The following is an 18,127-nucleotide window of genomic DNA, read 5'->3' on the forward strand; positions in this document are numbered from 1 at the left end:
GGGACTCAGCGCTTGGACTTCGGGTCGAGCGCGTCGCGGACCGAGTCGCCGAGAAGGTTGAAGGCGAGGACGAAGAGGATCATCGAAACGCCCGGGAAGATCATGAAGGTGATGTCGTCCGAGTAGAACTGCGCGCCGCGCCCGATCATCACGCCCCAGTCCGGGGTCGGATCGATCATGCCGACGCCCAGGAACGCGAGGCCCGCCTCGGCCGTGACGTAGGCCGGGAGCAGGAGGGTCGACTGGATGAGGATCGGCGTCCACAGGTTGGGCAGCAGTTCCTTGAAGATGATGCGGCGCGGCGATGCGCCGGTCACCTTGGCCGCCTCGACGAACTCCCGTTCACGCAGGCCGAGCACCTGGCCGCGCAGCAGTCGCGCGATGGAGGCCCAGCCGAAGGCGGAGAGGACGAGGATCAGGCAGGTGGCCCGCAGCCAGGCCGGGACATCCTCGTCGAAGGGGACGAACATGCCGTAGACGACCGGCATGAAGGCGATGAAGAACAGCGTGGACGGGAACGACAGCAGAATGTCGATGACCCGGCCGATGAAGTAGTCGGTCTTGCCGCCCAGGTAGCCGGCAGTGGTGCCGATCACCACGCCCAGCAGAGTGGTCAGCAGCGTGGCGGCGGTGGCGATCAGCAGCGAGGTCCGGATGCCGTAGATCAGGAACGTGAAGACGTCCCGACCGAGCTGGGGCTCGATCCCGAACCAGAAGTCGCCGGAGATGCCGCCGTTGGGCTTGACCGGGTAGGCGAAGTCGTTGAGCAGCCCAGGGGTCTCCTGACCGTACTGCTCGTACGGGTTCTTGCCGTAGAGCTTGGCGATCAGTGGCGCACCGATCGCGACGACGAAGAAGAAGATCACCACATAGGCGGATATGACGCCCGTACGGTCACGCTTGAACCGATTCCAGGCAAGCCGTCCCGGCGAGCGGCTCTCGTTGCCCTTCGGGGCCGATGAAGTGGTCGACTTCTCGACGCTCTCGTCGGTCACCTCAAGCGGGGCAGCCGCAGATGGAGTTGGGGGGGTCATGGTGCTCCTGGCCCAAGGGAGGGTCTGATGACTCCGCAGGGCGCTCCCCTACGGGCTACGCCGGACTTTTTCAACGCAATTCATTCAAGGTCAATAAATTCTCGGTCGCCTTGGTTGTCTATTTACCTTCTTTACTCGCGCTTGACCATTCCGTAGCTACGCGGGTAGCGCGCTGTAATCGTTCTGTGCTTTAGTTCGGACTAATTGGACTATTCGGGCAACGAGTTCGATATGCGGACGCCTGTGTGTCGAAATGCGTACATCGGCGGGGCGCAATCCAACGTTTCGGCATCGTTACGCAGAGATCCATTGCATTCGTCGCCCAAGATCGACGCGACCCCCCGGCGGGGCCTGCGTGCATCCGGATGACCTGTCCCCTGAAAGGCCCCCTCTCGAGTGGCGCACACATGCGATATGCAGCATTTGCGCTGATATTGACCGGTAATGGATCAGCGCTCTCGGAGGAGGCACGCCATGCGTGGAGCCAGGCACGCCGGATGGGCCGTCGGTGCGACGGCGGTGGCGCTCGTCGCGACGGCGTGCGGGGGCGGAGCCTGGAGCAGCACGGGAGGCGCGGTCCTCAGTTCCTCCTGGGGCGACCCGCAGAACCCTCTTGAACCGGCCAACACCAACGAGGTGCAGGGCGGCAAGGTCCTCGACATGATCTTCCGCGGTCTGAAGCGGTACGACCCGAAGACCGGCCAGGCCCAGAACATGCTCGCCGAGAAGATCGACACCCCGGACTCGCAGAACTTCACCGTCACGATCAAGGACGGCTGGACCTTCAGCAACGGCGAGAAGATCACCGCCAAGTCCTTCGTGGACGCCTGGAACTACGGTGCGAGCCTGAAGAACAACCAGAAGAACGCCTACTTCTTCGGCTACATCCAGGGGTACGACAAGGTCCACCCGGCCAACGGCTCACAGAGCGCCGACACGCTCTCCGGTCTGAAGGTCGTGAACGACAGGACCTTCACCGTCAAGCTGAACCAGAAGTTCTCCGGCTTCCCGGACACCCTGGGCTACGTGGCCTTCGCGCCGCTGCCCCAGTCGTTCTTCTCCGACCACGCGGCCTGGCTGGAGAAGCCGGTCGGCAACGGGCCGTACATGATCGGCTCGTACACCAGGGGCTTCCAGATGGCCCTGACGAAGTGGGACGGCTACCCCGGCGCCGACAAGGCGCAGAACGACGGTGTGACGCTCAAGGTGTACACGGACAGCGACACCGCCTACACCGATCTGCTGGCCGGAAACCTCGACCTCGTCGACGACGTCCCCGCCTCGCAGCTGAGGAACGTCAAGAAGGATCTCGGCAACCGCTACATCAACACCCCGGCCGGCATCATCCAGACCCTCGCCTTCCCGTACTACGACAAGGACTGGGACAAGGCCGGCTCAGCGAAGGTCCGCACGGGCCTGTCCATGGCGATCAACCGGAAGCAGATCACCGACACGATCTTCCAGAAGACCCGCACCCCGGCGAGCGACTGGACCTCGCCGGTCCTCGGCACGGAGGGCGGTTTCAAGGAAGGGCTGTGCGGGAGCGCCTGCGAGTACGACCCGGCCCGGGCCAAGAAGCTGATCCAGGAGGGCGGCGGACTCCCGGGCGGACAGCTCAAGATCACCTACAACGCCGACACCGGCTCGCACAGGATGTGGGTGGACGCCGTGTGCAACTCGATCAACAACGCGCTCGGCAACGACAAGGCCTGCGTGGGCAACCCGATCGGCACCTTCGCGGACTTCAGGAACCAGATCGGCCGGCACAAGATGACCGGCCCCTTCCGGGCCGGCTGGCAGATGGACTACCCGCTGATCCAGAACTTCCTGCAGCCGCTCTACTACACCAACGCATCCTCCAACGACGGCAAGTGGTCCGACGCACAGTTCGACAAGCTCGTCGACCGGGCCAACGCCGAGACCGACACCGCCAAGGCGGTCTCCACCTTCCAGCAGGCCGAAGAGGTCGTCCGGGACAACATGGCCGCCATCCCGCTCTGGTACCAGAACGGCAGCGCGGGCTACTCGGAGCGGCTGTCCAACGTCGCGCTGAACCCGTTCAGCGTCCCCGTCTACAACGAGATCAAGGTCGGCTGAGCCGCCATGGGGCGCTATGTCGTCCGGCGTCTGCTCCAGATGGTCCCGGTGTTCGTCGGGGCGACGCTGCTGATCTTCCTGATGGTGAACGTGATGGGCGACCCGATCGCGGGGCTGTGCGGCGAGCGCGCCTGTGACCCGGCGACGGCCGCCCAGCTGAAGAAGGAGTTCGGCCTCGACAAGCCCCTGTGGCAGCAATACCTGACCTACATGGGGAACATCTTCACCGGCGACTTCGGCACGGCGTTCAACGGCCAGCCCGTCACCGAGCTGATGGCGACCGCGTTCCCCGTCACGATCCGGCTGACGATCGTGGCGATCCTCTTCGAGATCGTCATCGGCATCACGCTGGGCGTCGTCACCGGACTGCACCGCGGCCGCCCCGTCGACACGGGTGTGCTCCTCGGCACCCTGGTCGTGATCTCCGTGCCGACCTTCGTCACCGGCCTACTGCTCCAGCTGCTGCTCGGCGTGCAGTGGCACTGGATCCAGCCGTCGGTCTCCCAGGAGGCCGCCTTCGGCGAGCTGATCGTGCCGGGCCTCGTCCTGGCCGCCGTCTCGCTCGCCTACGTCACCCGCCTGACCCGAACCTCCATCGCGGAGAACAAGCGGTCCGACTACGTCCGCACCGCCGTCGCCAAGGGCCTGCCCCGGCGCCGGGTCGTCACCCGGCATCTGCTGCGCAACTCGCTCATCCCCGTCGTCACCTTCATCGGTGCCGACATCGGGGCGCTGATGGGCGGCGCGATCGTCACCGAGCGGATCTTCAACATCCACGGCGTCGGCTACCAGCTGTACCAGGGCATCCTGCGGCAGAACACCCAGACGGTCGTCGGCTTCGTGACCGTCCTCGTGCTGGTCTTCCTGGTGGTCAACCTGCTCGTGGACCTGCTGTACGCCGTACTCGACCCGAGGATCCGCTATGCCTGAGCAGTTGCACGAGCCCGAACGCGCCATCGCGGGGACCGGAGCCGGCAGCGGGATGGACCTGGCGGCGAGCGAGGCCGAGACGCTGGAGAGGACTCCGGCGGGACCGCTGGGCACGGGGCCGCGCGCCAAGCCGCGCAGCCTGTGGTCCGACGCCTGGCGGGACCTGCGCCGCAACCCCGTCTTCATCGTCTCCGGGCTCGTCATCCTCTTCCTCGTCGTCATCTCCCTGTGGCCCTCGCTGATCGCCTCCGGCAGCCCCCTGCAGTGCAACCTCGCCAAGTCCCAGGAGGGCTCCCAGCCGGGCGCTCCCTTCGGGTACGACGGCCAGGGCTGCAACGTCTACACACGGACCGTCTACGGGGCCCGTACGTCCGTCACGGTCGGCGTCTGCGCCTCGCTCGGGGTCGCGCTCCTCGGGTCCGCCCTGGGCGGCCTCGCGGGATTCTTCGGCGGGGCCTGGGACTCCCTCCTGTCCCGCACGACCGACATCTTCTTCGCGATCCCCGTCGTCCTCGGCGGTCTCGTCCTCCTCTCCGTGGTGACAAGCAATACGGTCTGGCCGGTCATCGGGTTCATGGTGCTGCTCGGCTGGCCGCAGATCTCCCGTATCGCCCGCGGCTCCGTCATCACCGTCAAGCAGAACGACTACGTCCAGGCGGCCCGCGCCCTGGGCGCCTCAAACTCCCGCATCCTGCTGCGCCACATCGCGCCCAACGCGGTCGCCCCGGTGATCGTCGTGGCGACCATCGCGCTCGGCACCTACATCTCGCTGGAGGCGACCCTGTCGTATCTCGGCGTCGGCCTGAAGCCGCCCAGCGTCTCCTGGGGCATCGACATCTCCGCCGCCTCCCCCTACATCCGCAACGCCCCGCACGCGCTGCTGTGGCCCTCCGGGGCCCTGGCGATCACGGTCCTGGCCTTCATCATGCTCGGCGACGCGGTGCGCGACGCCCTCGACCCGAAGCTGAGGTGAGCCGCCGTGCTGCTCGAAGTGCGTGATCTGCACGTGGAGTTCCGGACCAGGGACGGGGTCGCCAAGGCCGTGAACGGCGTCGGCTACGGCGTGGACGCGGGTGAGACCCTCGCGGTGCTCGGTGAGTCGGGGTCGGGCAAATCGGTCTCGGCGCAGGCGATCATGGGCATTCTCGACATGCCGCCCGGCCGGATCACGGGCGGCGAGATCCTCTTCCGGGGCCAGGACCTGTTGAAGATGAAGGAGGAGGAGAGAAGAAGGATCCGCGGCACCGCAATGGCGATGATCTTCCAGGACGCCCTGTCGGCGCTGAACCCCGTGCTCTCCGTGGGCGAGCAGCTCGGCGAGATGTTCGTCGTGCACCGGGGCATGTCACGGAAGGACGCGCGGGCCAGGGCGGTCGAGCTGATGGACCGGGTGCGCATCCCGGGCGCCGCCCAGCGGGTGCGCGACTATCCCCACCAGTTCTCGGGCGGTATGCGCCAGCGCATCATGATCGCCATGGCGCTGGCCCTGGAGCCGGCGCTGATCATCGCCGACGAGCCCACCACCGCCCTCGACGTCACCGTCCAGGCCCAGGTCATGGATCTGCTCGCGGAGTTGCGGCGCGAGTACGACATGGGGCTGATCCTGATCACGCACGATCTCGGCGTGGTCGCCGACGTCGCCGACCGCATCGCCGTCATGTACGCGGGACGGATCGTAGAGTCGGCCCCGGTCCACGACATCTACAAGGCGCCCGCGCACCCGTACACGCGCGGCCTTCTCGACTCCATTCCGCGCCTGGACCAGAAGGGCCGGGAGCTCTACGCCATCAAGGGCCTGCCGCCGAACCTGATGGACATCCCGCCGGGCTGCGCCTTCCACCCGCGGTGCCCGATGGCGCGGGACGTGTGCCGCACGGACGAGCCCCCGCTGTACGAGGTCTCGGAGGAGCGCGGCAGCGCCTGCCACTTCTGGCGGGAGTGCCTCCATGACTGAGCCGATCCTGGAGGTCAGCGGCCTCGTCAAGCACTACCCGCTCACCCGGGGCATCCTCTTCAGGAAGCAGATCGGCTCGGTGAAGGCCGTGGACGGCGTCGACTTCACGCTCGGCCGGGGCGAAACCCTGGGCCTCGTGGGCGAGTCGGGCTGCGGCAAGTCGACGGTCGCCCGGATGCTGTGCAATCTGGAGCAGCCGACGGCGGGCTCGATCAGATTCAAGGGCGAGGACATCACCAGGCTCTCGGGCAAGGCCCTGAAGGCCGTGCGGCGCCACATCCAGATGGTCTTCCAGGACCCCTACACCTCGCTCAACCCCCGTATGACGGTGGGCGACATCATCGGGGAGCCGTACGAGATCCACCCCGAGGCGGCCCCGAAGGGCGAACGCCGCCGCAGGGTCCAGGAGCTGCTGGACGTGGTCGGCCTCAACCCCGAGTACATCAACCGCTATCCGCACCAGTTCTCGGGCGGCCAGCGCCAGCGCATCGGCATCGCACGCGGGCTGGCGCTGCGCCCCGACGTGATCGTCGCCGACGAGCCGGTGTCGGCGCTTGACGTCTCGATCCAGGCGCAGGTCGTCAACCTGCTGGACCGGCTCCAGACGGAGTTCGAGCTCTCCTACGTCTTCATCGCCCACGACCTCTCGATCGTGCGGCACATCTCGGACCGGGTGGGGGTGATGTACCTGGGCCGCATCGTGGAGATCGGCAGGGACGCCGAGATCTACGACCACCCCACGCACCCCTACACCCAGGCCCTGCTCTCCGCGGTCCCGGTCCCGGACCCCGAGGCCCGCGAACACCGCGAGCGCATCATCCTCACGGGCGATGTCCCGTCCCCCACGAACATCCCCTCCGGCTGCCGCTTCCGCACCCGCTGCTGGAAGGCCCAGGAGCGCTGCGCACTGGAGGTCCCGGCACTCGCCGTCCCCGCCGAGTTCCGCCGCACGACGGGCCCCGCGGCGCACGACTCGGCATGTCACTTCGCGGAGGAGAAGCAGGTGGTCCCCTTGGAGGAACACGGCAACGGGCCGGGATGACATGGTGCATCCCGGCCCGTTCACGGCACCCGCACGGCCGTACGCTGTTCAGCCTCGCGCGTCCGTATATCGGTACCGCTTCCGTGAAGTTGCCTGCGCGTTAACGCAGTTCACGGGTGTTTGCGCGGTTGTGCCAGCGAACGCTTGAGGAAGTCCACCTGGAGGAGGAGCAGATTCTCCGCGACCTGTTCCTGCGGGGTCATGTGCGTGACGCCGGACAGCGGCAGCACCTCGTGCGGGCGGCCGGCGGCCAGCAGGGCGGAGGACAGGCGCAGCGCGTGGGCCACCACCACGTTGTCGTCGGCCAGACCGTGCACGATCATCAGCGGGCGGTGCGGCTCGGCGGGGGCGGACAGGCCGTCGTCCGTGACCAGGGAGCTCTTCGCGTACGACGCCGGGTCCGTGGCCGGGTCGCCCAGATACCGCTCGGTGTAGTGGGTGTCGTACAGGCGCCAGTCGGTGACCGGAGCCCCCGCGATGCCCGCGTGGAAGACGTCCGGGCGGCGCAGCACGGCCAGGCCCGCCAGCCAGCCGCCGTAGGACCAGCCGCGGATCGCCACCCGGGACAGGTCCAGGGGATAGCGCTTCGCCAGGTCCTGGAGCGCCTCGATCTGGTCGTCCAGGGACACCGTGAAGTCACGGTGCACCGCCTTCTCCCAGGCGGGGGAGCGGCCGGGGGTGCCCCGGCCGTCGGCGACGACCACCGCGAAGCCCTGGTCGGCGAACCACTGCGAGGTCAGGTGCGCGTTGTGCGCGGCGACCACGCGCGGTCCGTGCGGACCGCCGTAGGGGTCCAGCAGAACCGGCAGGGGAGTGTCGGAGTGGTAGTCCTGCGGCATAAGCACGGCGCACGGGATTCGCCGTGCGCCCCCCTCGGTGAGCGTCACCCGCGGGGACATACCGGGATCTTCGGCGTACGACAGGACAGTCGCCGTCGGTTTTCCGTCACGCAGCACCTGGACACGGGCGCCCGGACGGTCCAGCGCGGCGGAGATCAGTACCGTCACGCCCCCGGCGCGCACCGCCGAGTGCACGCCGGGGTCCTGTGAGACGCGCTCCACGCCGAGTTCGTTCACCCGGTAGACGTGCACCTCGCCGATGCCGGGAGCCTCGGACTCCTCGCCGGCCGAGGCCGAGACCAGCACATCGTCGTCCGAGACGTCGAGCACCGCACGGATGTGCAACTGGGCTCCGGTCAGCGGGCGTTCGCCCACCGCGAGCACCCGCGCACCGCCCTCGTCGGCGATCCGCACGAGTTGTCCGGAGGGGCTCCAGCAGGGCACGCCAGGGAAAAGTTCCAGCCATGTTGGATCTTCTTCCGCATGCACCATCCGGGTCGCCCCCGACTCCGGGTCCACGGCCAGGAACAGCTGGCTGCGCTGGTCCCGCGCCTGTACCAGGACCAGCGGGGCACCCGCCTCTGACCAGTGCACATGCGCCAGATACGGATAGCGCGCCCGGTCCCAGGCAACCTCCGTGCGCGTCCCGTCGAGGCCGATCACGAACAGCCGTACGTCCGCGTTGGCGGTGCCCGCCGCCGGATACGCGACGTGTTGTGGCTCACGCTCCGGGTGGGCCGGATCCGCGATCCACCACCGCCCCACCAGCGCGTCGTCCGCGCGCGCCACGAGCAGCCGGTCCGACTCCGGGGCCCACCAGAAGCCCCGTGAACGCCCCATCTCTTCGGCCGCGATGAACTCGGCCAATCCATAGGTGACCCCGTCCGCGTCGGGCTCCGCCAGCGCCCGGTCCCCGTCGCCCTCCGCGCCCACCACTCGCAGGGCACCCCCGGCGACATACGCCACATGCCGTCCGTCGGGGGCGGGACGCGGGTCGATCACCGGCCCGGGGACCGTGAGTTCACGTGCCGTGCCGGCCCTCAGCTCCGCTGTGAAAAGCCGCCCTGACAAGGCGAAAGACGCCAATTCCAGGGCCGTGTCGGTGGCGTAGCCGACGATGCCGGCACCACCCTCGCGGCTGCGTTCGCGGCGCGCCCGCTCCTCGGGCGAGAGATGCTCCGAGGCGCCGCCCAGCAGCGCGCGCGGGTCGGCCGCCAGGCGCTCCCGGCCGTCCGTCACATCAAGAATCCACAGGGAGTTGGCCCGGTCCGTACCGGAGTGGGAACGCAGGAACGCGACACGGGAACCGTCGGGAGCCACGGTGAACGCACGCGGCGCGCCGAGCGTGAACCGCTGGGTGCGGGCGTGCCGTCGGGGGAAGGAGTCAGGCTCGGTCGTCATCCCCCGACCATATTGGCCATGCGCCCCCTTGTGCGGCCGTGCGCCGACCGATGCGCGAGTACGGATAGTTATGATCACTACCGCTGAGTGGGTATGACCCTGCTGGCTTCTGTATGGATTTGCTGTACCGATCTACAACCCCCATAGTCCGAACCCCCGCGTACCTGGGATCTTTGGAGGTGAGCCGCCGTGGCACTCTCGATTTCGGCGGTGGTGCTGCTGGCGATCATCGTCTTTCTGCTGATCAAGAAGTCAGGACTGAAGGGCGGCCACGCGGTCGTCTGCATCCTGCTCGGCTTCTACCTCGCCTCCTCGACCGTCGCTCCGACGATCAGCGAGCTGACGACGAACGTGGCGAGCATGATCGGCAGCATCAAGTTCTGACCCGGGGCGCCCGGCCCTGCGCGGCGCTGTCGGCGCCGCCTCGTAGGGTGGGGACATGACGGAACTGCCCGCCCGGCGTCTGCTGCTGGTGCACGCGCACCCGGACGACGAGTCGATCAACAACGGCGCGACCATGGCCAAGTACGCGGCCGGGGGAGCGCGGGTCACCCTGGTCACCTGCACCCTCGGGGAGCGGGGTGAGGTCATTCCGCCCGAGTTGGGGCATCTGTCCGGTGCCGCCCTGGGCGAGTACCGGCTGCGCGAGCTCCGGGGTGCCATGGGGGAGCTGGGCGTCGCCGACTTCCGGCTGCTCGGCGGCGCCGGACGGTACGCGGACTCCGGGATGATGGGGCTGCCCGACAACGACGACCCCGCCTGCTTCTGGCAGGCCGACCTCGACGAGGCCGCCGGGTACCTCGCGGAGGTGATCCTGGAGGTCCGCCCCCAGGTCCTGGTCACCTATGACGACAACGGCGGATACGGCCACCCCGACCACATCCAGGCCCACCGCGTCGCGATGAGAGCCGTGGAGCTGGCCGCCGACGCCGGCTGGCGCATCCCCAAGGTCTACTGGAACCGCGTCCCGCGCCGGGTCGCCGAGGACGCCTTCGCCCGCCTTCGGGACGATCTGCCCGGTCTCCCCTTCGCCAAGCCCGCCTCCGTCGACGACGTCCCGGGTGTGGTCGACGAGGAGCGCGTCACCACCGAGGTCGACGGCACCGCGTACGCCACCGCCAAGGCCGCCGCGATGCGCGCGCACGCCACCCAGATCGAGGTGGCCGAACCGTACTTCGCGCTCTCCAACGAACTGGCCCAGCCCGTCTTCGTCACGGAGTACTACGAGTTGGTGAGCGGAGAGCGCCCGCGGACCCGGGAGACCGACCTGTTCGCCGGGACCGGCGTCGAGGAGGCGTCATGAGCTCGGCAGGACGCGGCTCGATGCTCGCCCAGCCGCTGCAGCGCCCCTCCGCAGGGCGGATCGCCGCCCATGTGGGCCTGTTCGTGCTCGGAGCCCTGGTCGGCCTCGCCGGGGCGCTGGTGCAGGCCGGCTGGTTCCCCGGCGGGCTGCTGCTCGCCCTGGCGGGCGCGGCCGGGCTGTTCCTCGGCGGGGCGCGTGCCGCCGGCGGCCGCGCCGGGGCGGTCGCCCCCGCGGCCGGCTGGATCGTCACCGTCATCCTGCTCACCGCCGGCCGCCCCGAAGGGGACTTCCTGTTCGGTGCGGGGGGCGGCTCCTATCTGTTCCTGCTGGGCGGCATGGCCCTGGCTGTGATCTGCGCCACCCTTGGGGCGGGGCGGCAACCGGACGGCGATGCCGCCCGACTTGCCAAGTGACGTACCAATTCGCCATAGCGTGCGCGTGCGAGTCCGGTGTGGGTTTCCCCAGCGGTCACGGGATACGCGTCAGAAGTGGCCAGTATGGTGGTGCGCGCCGCCGAGCCGCCCGAGCAAGGTCGAAACGGGCGGTGGAGCCAACCGGGAGAACCTGCCTTGAGTCGTGAAACTGACAGTCCGTCCTCCGGGCCCAACGGGCGCGGCGGAGCCGCATACCCCTCGGGCACGCCGCCGTACGGGACCCCCAAGGTTTCCGGCGACGGTACGGGCGCGGACCGTTCGGCCGCGCAGCCGGAGGAGCGAAAGACCGAGACCACGCTGACGACGCGCATCCGGATCAACATCCCCGGATCGCGGCCCATTCCGCCGGTCGTCGTGCGCACGCCCGTCGCGGACACCGAGGCCCCCGACGACGACACCGGCGCGGCCGCCGAGGCGCAGCCGGCGCCCGCCCCGAAGTCCGCCGGCAGCGTCGAGCCTTCCGGTGAGCCCGCGGTGGCGGCCGAGGAGAAGACCAGTGACTGGTTCGCGCCCCGCAAGTCGGGCGCGGGCAAGGGCGGTCCGGCCGGCGGCGGCACGAACGGCGCCGGAATCCCCGGCGGTTCCGCGACCGGTGCGACCGCTTCGGGCACGGGCACGGCCGCCCCCGGCGGCGCGGGTGCGGCCAAGGGCGCGCGTCCGGGTGGCGCGGGCACCTCCGGTGCCGCGCGGCCGGGCGCCGGACGCCCCGGCGGTGTGGTCGGCTCCATGAGCGTGCCGGGCGGCTCCCGTCCCGGCGGTACGAACGGCGCGGGGCTCCCCGGCGCCACCGGCGGACCCGTGGCCCCCGGGCACGGCGGCGGCACCGGCTCCTTCGACGTGACCGAGGCGCTGGCCGCGGGCCCGCTGGGCAACGGCTCCCGTCCCGGCTCGGGCGGCGACGAGCCGCGCCGCGACGACCTGCCGTACTTCGCGGAGAGCGGCCCCGGCGGCCAGAACGGCTTCGGCGGTGCCAATGGCCAGGGCGTCGGCCCGGCCGGCCCTGACGGCTTCAGCGGTCCGAACGGCCTCGGCGTACCGCAGGGCCCCGCGGGCCCGACCGGCGGTCCGGTCACCGGTGACGGCCCGATGGTGCCGCCGGTCACCGGCGGACCCGGCGACCTCGGCATGGCGCCCGGCGAGTCCTTCACCGGCCCCGGCACCGTCGGCGGCCCCCGCCACCGGACCCCCGGCGCCGGTCCCGCCGCGAACCGTGGCCCCGGCGGCGGTCTGAGCGACGACACCGCGATCCTCACCCCGCAGAAGCCGGCCCCCGAACCGGGGATGCCCGGCTATGGCTCCCCGGCGGACAACGTCTCCGGACACACCGTGACCAGCGGCATCCCGGTCGTCCCGCCCACGGCGGCCTCGCCGTTCGGGCCGGGCGCCGCCACCGACGGGGCCGTGTCGCACACGCCCCCGAAGCTGCCCGAGCCGGTCTCGCCGAACGTCCCGCAGAGCAGGCCCAAGAAAAAGAAGGGCCGCAGCAAGCCGGCCCTGCTCGGCGGGCTCGTGGTCGTCGCCGGCATCGGTGTGTACGGCGCCGGACTGCTGATGAACCACTCCGACGTGCCCAAGGGCACCACCGTGCTCGGTGTGGACATCGGCGGCGGCACCCGCGACGACGCCGTCAAGAAGCTGGACGAGGCGTTCGGCGACCGGGTGAACAAGCCGCTGAAGCTGTCGGTGGGCGGCAAGACGGTCTCGCTCACGCCGGACAAGGCGGGGCTCCAGTTCGACACCACCGCCACCGTCAGCGCGGCCGCGACGAGCGACTACAACCCCGTCTCCGTGATCGGCTCCCTCTTCGGGCAGAAGCGGGTCGTGGAGCCGGTCATGCCGGTCGACGAGGAGAAGCTCCAGGTCGCCCTGAAGGACGCCGGTGGCGGCTCCGGCTCGGTCACCGAGGGCACGATCAAGTTCCAGTCCGGCAAGGCCGTCGCCGTCTACGGCAAGGCGGGCAAGGGCATCGACGCCGCCGGTTCGACGCAGGCGGTCGAGGAGGCCTACCGGTCGATGGTGGAAGCCGGCACGGCCACCCCGGTCACGGTGCCGACGACCACCCAGCAGCCGACGGTCTCCAACGCCGAGGTCGACCGCGAGATGAAGGCGTTCGCGGAGCCGGCGATGTCCGCCAAGGTCACCGTGCAGACGGACGCCGCGCACTCGGTCCCGATGAGCCCGCAGAACTCGCTGTGGAAGTTCCTCCGGGTGCAGGCGACACCCGACGGCAAGCTCACCGACTCCCCGGACCTGAATGCCCTGAAGCAGCTGTACGGTCAGGCGTTCGACGGGGTGCTCATCACCCGGGCCAACGGCAAGAAGACGGCCGTCACGCCCCAGGACGTGTACGGCGCCCTCCGCCAGGCACTGACGAGCAGGACCAACCGGATCGCGGTCATCGACACCACCCCGAACTAGTCCGGCCCGAAGAGGGGCGTCCGGTGTTCACCGGGCGCCCCTCCCGCATGTCACGGCGTCGGTATGACATCTGTCATCCGGCACTCAGGACCCCCGACACTGCCCGGCACCCGGCCCCCACGGCCACCATGGTCGCCATGACAACGACAGCGGTGACCACCGGCGCCCCGGTGGTCGGGTTCGACCAGGTGAGCAAGACCTACGGGAACGTGCGGGCGGTGGACGGGCTGTCGCTCACGCTGCACCCGGGGGAGACCGTCGCCCTCCTCGGTCCTAACGGCGCCGGCAAGTCCACCACCCTCGATCTGCTGCTCGGCCTCAAGCAGGCCGACGGCGGCACGGTGAGCGTCTTCGGCACGAGCCCGCGGGAGGCGATCGTCGCCGGGCGGGTCGGCGCCATGCTGCAGAGCGGCGGCCTGATGGACGAGGTCACGGTCACCGAACTGGTCAGGCTCGCCTGCGCTCTGCACCCGAGGCCGTACAAGGTCACCGATGTACTGGCCCGCGCCGGCATCTCCCAGATCGCCGACCGCAAGGTCAACAAGCTCTCCGGCGGCCAGGCCCAGCGCGTCCGCTTCGCCCTCGCCACCGCCGGCGACAGCGACCTGATCGTCCTGGACGAGCCGACCACCGGCATGGACGTCTCCGCCCGCCAGGCCTTCTGGGCCACCATGCGCGAACAGGCCGACCAGGGCCGTACGGTCCTCTTCGCCACCCACTACCTCGAAGAGGCCGACGCCATCGCGGACCGCGTCCTCGTCCTGCATCGCGGCCGGCTCCTCGCCGACGGCACCGCCGCCGAGATCAAGGCCAAGGCGGGTGCCCGCAGGGTCTCCTTCGACCTGGAGGGCGAGATCGACGAGTCGGCCCTGCGCGGGCTGCCCTTCCTGGCCTCGGTCAGCGTCTCCGGCCAGACCGTCCGCATCCAGTCCACCGACGCCGACGCCACGGTCCACGCCCTGTACGGCCTCGGTGTCTACCCCCGCAATCTCGAAGTCGCCGGGCTCGGCCTGGAGCAGGCGTTCGTCGCCATCACGGAGGCCGAGGAGGCCAAGCAGTCGTGAACTCACTCATCAAGCTGGAACTCGCCCGCGCCCTGCGCAACCGCAAGTTCCTGTTCTTCTCGGTGATCTACCCCTCCGCGCTGTTTCTGCTCATCGCGGGCAACGCCGACAGCAAGACCAAGATCGACGGCACCGGGCTCACCCTGCCGACGTACATGATGGTCTCCATGGCCTCCTTCGGCGCCCTGACCGCCGTCCTGATGGGCAACAGCGAGCGCATCGCCAAGGAGCGCGAGAGCGGCTGGGTACGGCAGCTGCGGCTGACCACCCTGCCGGGGCGCGGATACGTCCTCGCCAAGACCGCGAGCGCGGCCGTCGTCAGCCTTCCCTCCATCGTCATCGTCTTCGTCGTCGCCGCGGCCGTGAAGGACGTCCGGCTGGACGCCTGGCAGTGGCTCGCCCTCACCGGCGCCATCTGGGCCGGCAGCCTGGTCTTCGCCGCGCTCGGCGTCGCCATCGGCTACCTCGCCAGCGGGGACGCGGTCCGCCCGATCACGATGATCACCTACTTCGGCCTCTCGATGCTCGGCGGTCTGTGGATGCCCACCACGACCTTCCCGCAGTGGCTCCAGGACATCGCCAAGTGGCTGCCCACGCACGCGTACGCTGCCCTGGGGCGGTCGATCGAGCAGAGCCAGACCCCGCACGCCCAGGACATCGCCATCCTCGCCGTCTTCTTCGTCCTCTTCGCGGGAGGCGCGGCCTGGCTGTACCGGAAGGACACGCTGAAGGCGTGAGCGCCATGACGGAAGACCCGCTGACCGAGGAAGCCCGCCGGGAGCAGCTGATCCCCCTGGGACAGTCCCCCCGCAGCCGGCGCGACCTGTTCCTGCGCAAGATGCTGTGGATCGGCGTCTGGCTGGTCTTCCTCAGCGCCCCGGTCCACGACCTCGTCTCCGGGAAGCACACCACCACGGGCACCGTGGGCGGGTGGCTGGGCCTGGCGGTCTTCGTCGGGGTCTATCTGACCCTGGTCTTCCGGGACATGGGCAGCCCGGCCACCCCGGGGCGGGTCGGCGTCCTGATCGCCGTCCTCGGCGTCCTCGCGACCCTGCTGTCCTTCATGCTCGGCGCGCCCTGGCTCGCCCTGTACTGCTACGTCTCCGTCGCCTGCGGGGCGACCCTCCCCCTGCGGGCCGCCTGCTGGGCGATCCCGGGGACGGCGGGCGTGCTGCTGCTGGTCGGCCTGCACGTCGGCGAGCAGCACGCCCTGGACCTGCTGATCCTGGTGATCCTTATCGGGTTCGCCATGACCGGCGTCGTCCAACTCGTCCGTACCACCATCGAGTTGCGCAAGGCCCGCGCCACCGTCGCCCAACTGGCCGCCAACGAGGAGCGGCTGCGCCTGGCCCGGGACCTGCACGACCTGCTCGGCCACTCGCTCTCCCTCATCACGCTGAAGAGCGAACTGGCCGGGCGGATGCTCCCCGACCACCCCGACAAGGCGGCGCAGCAGGTCGCCGACATCGAACAGGTCAGCCGCCAGGCCCTGGTCGACGTGCGCGAGGCCGTCACCGGCTACCGGCGCCCCCGGCTGGCCGCCGAACTCGCCGGTGCCCAGGTCGCCCTGACCGCCGCCGGGGTCACCGCCGAGGTGCCCGCCGAGCCGGCCCTGAACGGCGTGCCCGAGGACGGCGAGTCCGCTCTCGCCTGGGCGCTGCGCGAGGCGGTCACCAACGTCGTACGGCACAGCGGCGCCGGACGCTGCACGGTGGAGCTCCTCAGACGCCAGACCCTGGACGGCCTCGTCCTCGAACTCTCCGTCGAGGACGACGGATCGGGAGGCTCGGGCAAGGGGCCCGGCAATGGCTTGACCGGTCTGACCGAGCGGCTGGAGAAGGTCGGCGGCACGCTCGAGGCGGGCCGGGTCAGGCATGGGTTCCGGCTGGTCGCCCGTGTGCCCACGGCCACCGGGGTGGACGTAGTATCCGGGGCATGAGCAGCACGATCAAGGTTCTCCTCGCCGAGGACCAGTCGATGGTCCGCGAGGCGCTGGCAGCCCTGCTCGGCCTCGAGGACGACATCGAGGTCGTCGCCCAGGTCTCGCGCGGCGACGAGGTGCTGGCGGCCGCCCGGCAGCACGGTGTGGACGTCGCCCTGCTCGACATCGAGATGCCCGGCTGCACGGGCATCGAGGCCGCGGCCCGGCTCCACAAGGAACTTCCCGCGGTCAAGCTGGTCGTGCTCACCACCTTCGGCCGCCCCGGCTATCTGCGCAGCGCCATGGAAGCGGGCGCCGACGCCTTCCTGGTCAAGGACGCCCCGGCCGCCCAACTCGCCGAGGCCGTCCGCAAGGTGCTGGCCGGCGAGCGGGTCATCGATCCCACGCTCGCCGCGGCCGCTCTGGCCGAGGGCGCCAACCCCCTCACCGACCGCGAACGCGAGGTCCTGCGCGCCGCGGCCGACGGCTCCACCAACGCCGAACTGGCGGCCGCCCTGCACCTGTCCCAGGGCACGGTCCGCAACTACCTCTCGACGGCGATCCAGAAGCTGGCTGTGCGGAACAGGGCGGAGGCGGTACGGACAGCGCGGGAGAAGGGCTGGCTGTAGCCCGCCGGGACAGGTCCTGGGGGGTGTCGTTTGGATCAGGCCGGCTATGACGGACGGTGCGGGTTCGCGGACCCGAGCGGGGTCATGGGGGCCCCTGCTCGAGCGCAGTCGAGAGCTTGGGGGAGTGCGTGCCAGACCCCGCGACGCCGGGATGATCCAAACGGCACCCCCTAGTTGAGCATGGACCGCGCCGTGTGCGCCTGACGCCGTACCCGCTGCGCGGTCGGTTCGTCCACCTCGGCCACCACCTCGGCGTACGCCTCCAGCTCCGCCGCCCCGGCGAGGAACTCGCCCCGCTGTACGAGGAGTTGCGCCCGCTCGTACCGCAACCGCGCCGGATGCGAAGGCAGCAGCAGGGACAGCTCCACCGCCCACAGCGCCACGTCCGACCGCTCCGGCCGGGCCGCGGCCCACGCCCGGATGTTGTTCAGGATCCGCAGGACGACCTCCAGCGGATCCGCGGGTACCAGCATGCCCGGATCCAGCGGAGCCCCCGTCGCCCCGACGACGAGCAGCTCGGCGTCCGTCCCCGTGAGCACCCGGCCCCCGTCGAAGGGATCGGCGAGCACCTGCTCCTCGGCCGCCCCGAACCCGACCACGAAGTGTCCCGGCAGCGCGACCCCGTACACCGGGGCGCCCGCCCGTCGCGCCACCTCCATCCACACCACCGACAGCAGGATCGGCAGCCCGCGCCGCCGCCGCAGCACCTCGTGCAGCAGCGAGGACTCCAGACGGTGGTAGTCCGCGGCCGAGCCGCGGAATTCGCAGCGGACGCCGAGCAGGTGGTGCAGCGCCGTCGCCCAGGCCAGGGGCCCGCCGGGCCGGAACGGCAGCTGTCCCGCCAGCCGGTCCAGCTCCATCTGCGCGGCGTCCATGCCCGCCTCGTCCAGCGAGCCGTCCGCCTCCGCGCCGAGCAGCAGACACAGCGCCGAGAGGTCGGGCCGCTCGGACCGGGCCTCCTCGGCGAACCGGTGCCGCAGCTCGGCCGACCGCTCCGGCGATGGGGGGTAAGGGGGACGCATAGCAGGCTCGTGCCCTTTCACGGTGATCCGTACCACCAA

The 18,127-nt window shown here is 70.2% G+C and carries 16 protein-coding genes; 13 read left to right on the plus strand and 3 right to left on the minus strand.

Features of this window, described 5'->3' with window-relative positions; all coding sequences use genetic code 11:
• Positions 1–5 precede the first annotated feature (5 nt).
• Entirely contained in the window at positions 6–1,034 is a 1,029-nt protein-coding gene (locus Q8A52_RS09455) for an ABC transporter permease (protein WP_408649159.1), read from the minus strand.
• A gap of 474 nt (positions 1,035–1,508) precedes the next feature.
• Between Q8A52_RS09455 and Q8A52_RS09460 the strand changes: the two genes are divergently transcribed.
• Genes Q8A52_RS09460 through Q8A52_RS09480 form a run of 5 tightly spaced genes read left to right on the plus strand, consistent with a single transcriptional unit; the run spans position 1,509 to position 7,057 of the window.
• The gene (locus Q8A52_RS09460) at positions 1,509–3,131 is read left to right on the plus strand and encodes a peptide ABC transporter substrate-binding protein (protein WP_316748072.1); all 1,623 of its coding nucleotides are present in this window, start codon (positions 1,509–1,511) and stop codon (positions 3,129–3,131) included.
• 6 nt (positions 3,132–3,137) lie between these two features.
• Positions 3,138–4,061, plus strand: a complete 924-nt coding sequence (locus Q8A52_RS09465; RefSeq protein ID WP_316748074.1) for an ABC transporter permease — start codon at positions 3,138–3,140, stop codon at positions 4,059–4,061.
• Positions 4,054–5,034, plus strand: coding sequence for an ABC transporter permease (locus Q8A52_RS09470; RefSeq protein ID WP_316748076.1), 981 nt, complete (start codon positions 4,054–4,056; stop codon positions 5,032–5,034). Before Q8A52_RS09465 ends, Q8A52_RS09470 begins: the two co-directional genes overlap by 8 nt.
• Positions 5,035–5,040: 6 nt before the next feature.
• On the plus strand, positions 5,041–6,015 hold the full coding sequence (locus Q8A52_RS09475) for an ABC transporter ATP-binding protein (RefSeq protein WP_316748077.1): 975 nt from the start codon (positions 5,041–5,043) through the stop codon (positions 6,013–6,015).
• Complete coding sequence (locus Q8A52_RS09480) at positions 6,008–7,057, plus strand: ABC transporter ATP-binding protein (protein ID WP_316748079.1); 1,050 nt, start codon at positions 6,008–6,010, stop codon at positions 7,055–7,057. Before Q8A52_RS09475 ends, Q8A52_RS09480 begins: the two co-directional genes overlap by 8 nt.
• A 110-nt stretch (positions 7,058–7,167) precedes the next feature.
• Here the strand turns inward: Q8A52_RS09480 and Q8A52_RS09485 are convergent, their stop codons facing one another.
• Entirely contained in the window at positions 7,168–9,297 is a 2,130-nt protein-coding gene (locus Q8A52_RS09485) for a S9 family peptidase (RefSeq protein ID WP_316748081.1), read from the minus strand.
• 189 nt (positions 9,298–9,486) lie between these two features.
• Between Q8A52_RS09485 and Q8A52_RS09490 the strand changes: the two genes are divergently transcribed.
• The 8 genes from Q8A52_RS09490 (at position 9,487) to Q8A52_RS09525 (ending at position 17,066) form a co-directional block, all read left to right on the plus strand.
• Positions 9,487–9,681 carry a hypothetical protein gene (locus Q8A52_RS09490; protein ID WP_030649813.1) on the plus strand — a complete coding sequence of 65 codons (195 nt, stop codon included), beginning with the start codon at positions 9,487–9,489 and terminating at the stop codon, positions 9,679–9,681.
• Between the two features lie 55 nt (positions 9,682–9,736).
• The gene (gene mshB / locus Q8A52_RS09495; protein WP_316748089.1) at positions 9,737–10,600 is read left to right on the plus strand and encodes an N-acetyl-1-D-myo-inositol-2-amino-2-deoxy-alpha-D-glucopyranoside deacetylase; all 864 of its coding nucleotides are present in this window, start codon (positions 9,737–9,739) and stop codon (positions 10,598–10,600) included.
• Positions 10,597–11,013 (plus strand): DUF6113 family protein, encoded by a 417-nt coding sequence (locus tag Q8A52_RS09500; protein ID WP_316748091.1) that lies wholly within the window; start codon positions 10,597–10,599, stop codon positions 11,011–11,013. Before mshB ends, Q8A52_RS09500 begins: the two co-directional genes overlap by 4 nt.
• A gap of 156 nt (positions 11,014–11,169) precedes the next feature.
• Entirely contained in the window at positions 11,170–13,452 is a 2,283-nt protein-coding gene (locus tag Q8A52_RS09505; protein WP_316748093.1) for a hypothetical protein, read from the plus strand.
• 137 nt (positions 13,453–13,589) lie between these two features.
• Positions 13,590–14,516 carry an ABC transporter ATP-binding protein gene (locus tag Q8A52_RS09510; RefSeq protein WP_316748095.1) on the plus strand — a complete coding sequence of 309 codons (927 nt, stop codon included), beginning with the start codon at positions 13,590–13,592 and terminating at the stop codon, positions 14,514–14,516.
• Complete coding sequence (locus tag Q8A52_RS09515; RefSeq protein WP_316748096.1) at positions 14,513–15,253, plus strand: ABC transporter permease; 741 nt, start codon at positions 14,513–14,515, stop codon at positions 15,251–15,253. Before Q8A52_RS09510 ends, Q8A52_RS09515 begins: the two co-directional genes overlap by 4 nt.
• Before the next feature lie 5 nt (positions 15,254–15,258).
• Positions 15,259–16,455: a sensor histidine kinase gene (locus Q8A52_RS09520; RefSeq protein ID WP_316748743.1), complete on the plus strand. Its 1,197-nt coding sequence runs from the start codon at positions 15,259–15,261 to the stop codon at positions 16,453–16,455.
• Entirely contained in the window at positions 16,452–17,066 is a 615-nt protein-coding gene (locus Q8A52_RS09525; protein WP_316748098.1) for a response regulator transcription factor, read from the plus strand. Before Q8A52_RS09520 ends, Q8A52_RS09525 begins: the two co-directional genes overlap by 4 nt.
• Before the next feature lie 170 nt (positions 17,067–17,236).
• On the opposite strand, the gene Q8A52_RS09530 is transcribed toward Q8A52_RS09525, so the two are convergent.
• Positions 17,237–18,088: a transglutaminase-like domain-containing protein gene (locus Q8A52_RS09530; RefSeq protein ID WP_316748100.1), complete on the minus strand. Its 852-nt coding sequence runs from the start codon at positions 18,086–18,088 to the stop codon at positions 17,237–17,239.
• Between the last annotated feature and the right edge of the window lie 39 nt (positions 18,089–18,127).

The sequence above is a fragment of the Streptomyces herbicida genome (genome assembly GCF_032656585.1).
Lineage (GTDB): Bacteria > Actinomycetota > Actinomycetes > Streptomycetales > Streptomycetaceae > Streptomyces > Streptomyces herbicida.

Coding starts and splice junctions, on each gene's coding strand:
- Q8A52_RS09480 (WP_316748079.1), top strand. CDS start 6,008: ATGACTGAGCCGATCCTGGAGGTCAGCGGCCTCGTCAAGCACTACCCG.
- Q8A52_RS09530 (WP_316748100.1), bottom strand. CDS start 18,088: ATGCGTCCCCCTTACCCCCCATCGCCGGAGCGGTCGGCCGAGCTGCGG.
- mshB (WP_316748089.1), top strand. CDS start 9,737: ATGACGGAACTGCCCGCCCGGCGTCTGCTGCTGGTGCACGCGCACCCG.
- Q8A52_RS09520 (WP_316748743.1), top strand. CDS start 15,259: ATGACGGAAGACCCGCTGACCGAGGAAGCCCGCCGGGAGCAGCTGATC.
- Q8A52_RS09455 (WP_408649159.1), bottom strand. CDS start 1,034: ATGACCCCCCCAACTCCATCTGCGGCTGCCCCGCTTGAGGTGACCGAC.
- Q8A52_RS09460 (WP_316748072.1), top strand. CDS start 1,509: ATGCGTGGAGCCAGGCACGCCGGATGGGCCGTCGGTGCGACGGCGGTG.
- Q8A52_RS09485 (WP_316748081.1), bottom strand. CDS start 9,297: ATGACGACCGAGCCTGACTCCTTCCCCCGACGGCACGCCCGCACCCAG.
- Q8A52_RS09500 (WP_316748091.1), top strand. CDS start 10,597: ATGAGCTCGGCAGGACGCGGCTCGATGCTCGCCCAGCCGCTGCAGCGC.
- Q8A52_RS09465 (WP_316748074.1), top strand. CDS start 3,138: ATGGGGCGCTATGTCGTCCGGCGTCTGCTCCAGATGGTCCCGGTGTTC.
- Q8A52_RS09470 (WP_316748076.1), top strand. CDS start 4,054: ATGCCTGAGCAGTTGCACGAGCCCGAACGCGCCATCGCGGGGACCGGA.
- Q8A52_RS09525 (WP_316748098.1), top strand. CDS start 16,452: ATGAGCAGCACGATCAAGGTTCTCCTCGCCGAGGACCAGTCGATGGTC.
- Q8A52_RS09510 (WP_316748095.1), top strand. CDS start 13,590: ATGACAACGACAGCGGTGACCACCGGCGCCCCGGTGGTCGGGTTCGAC.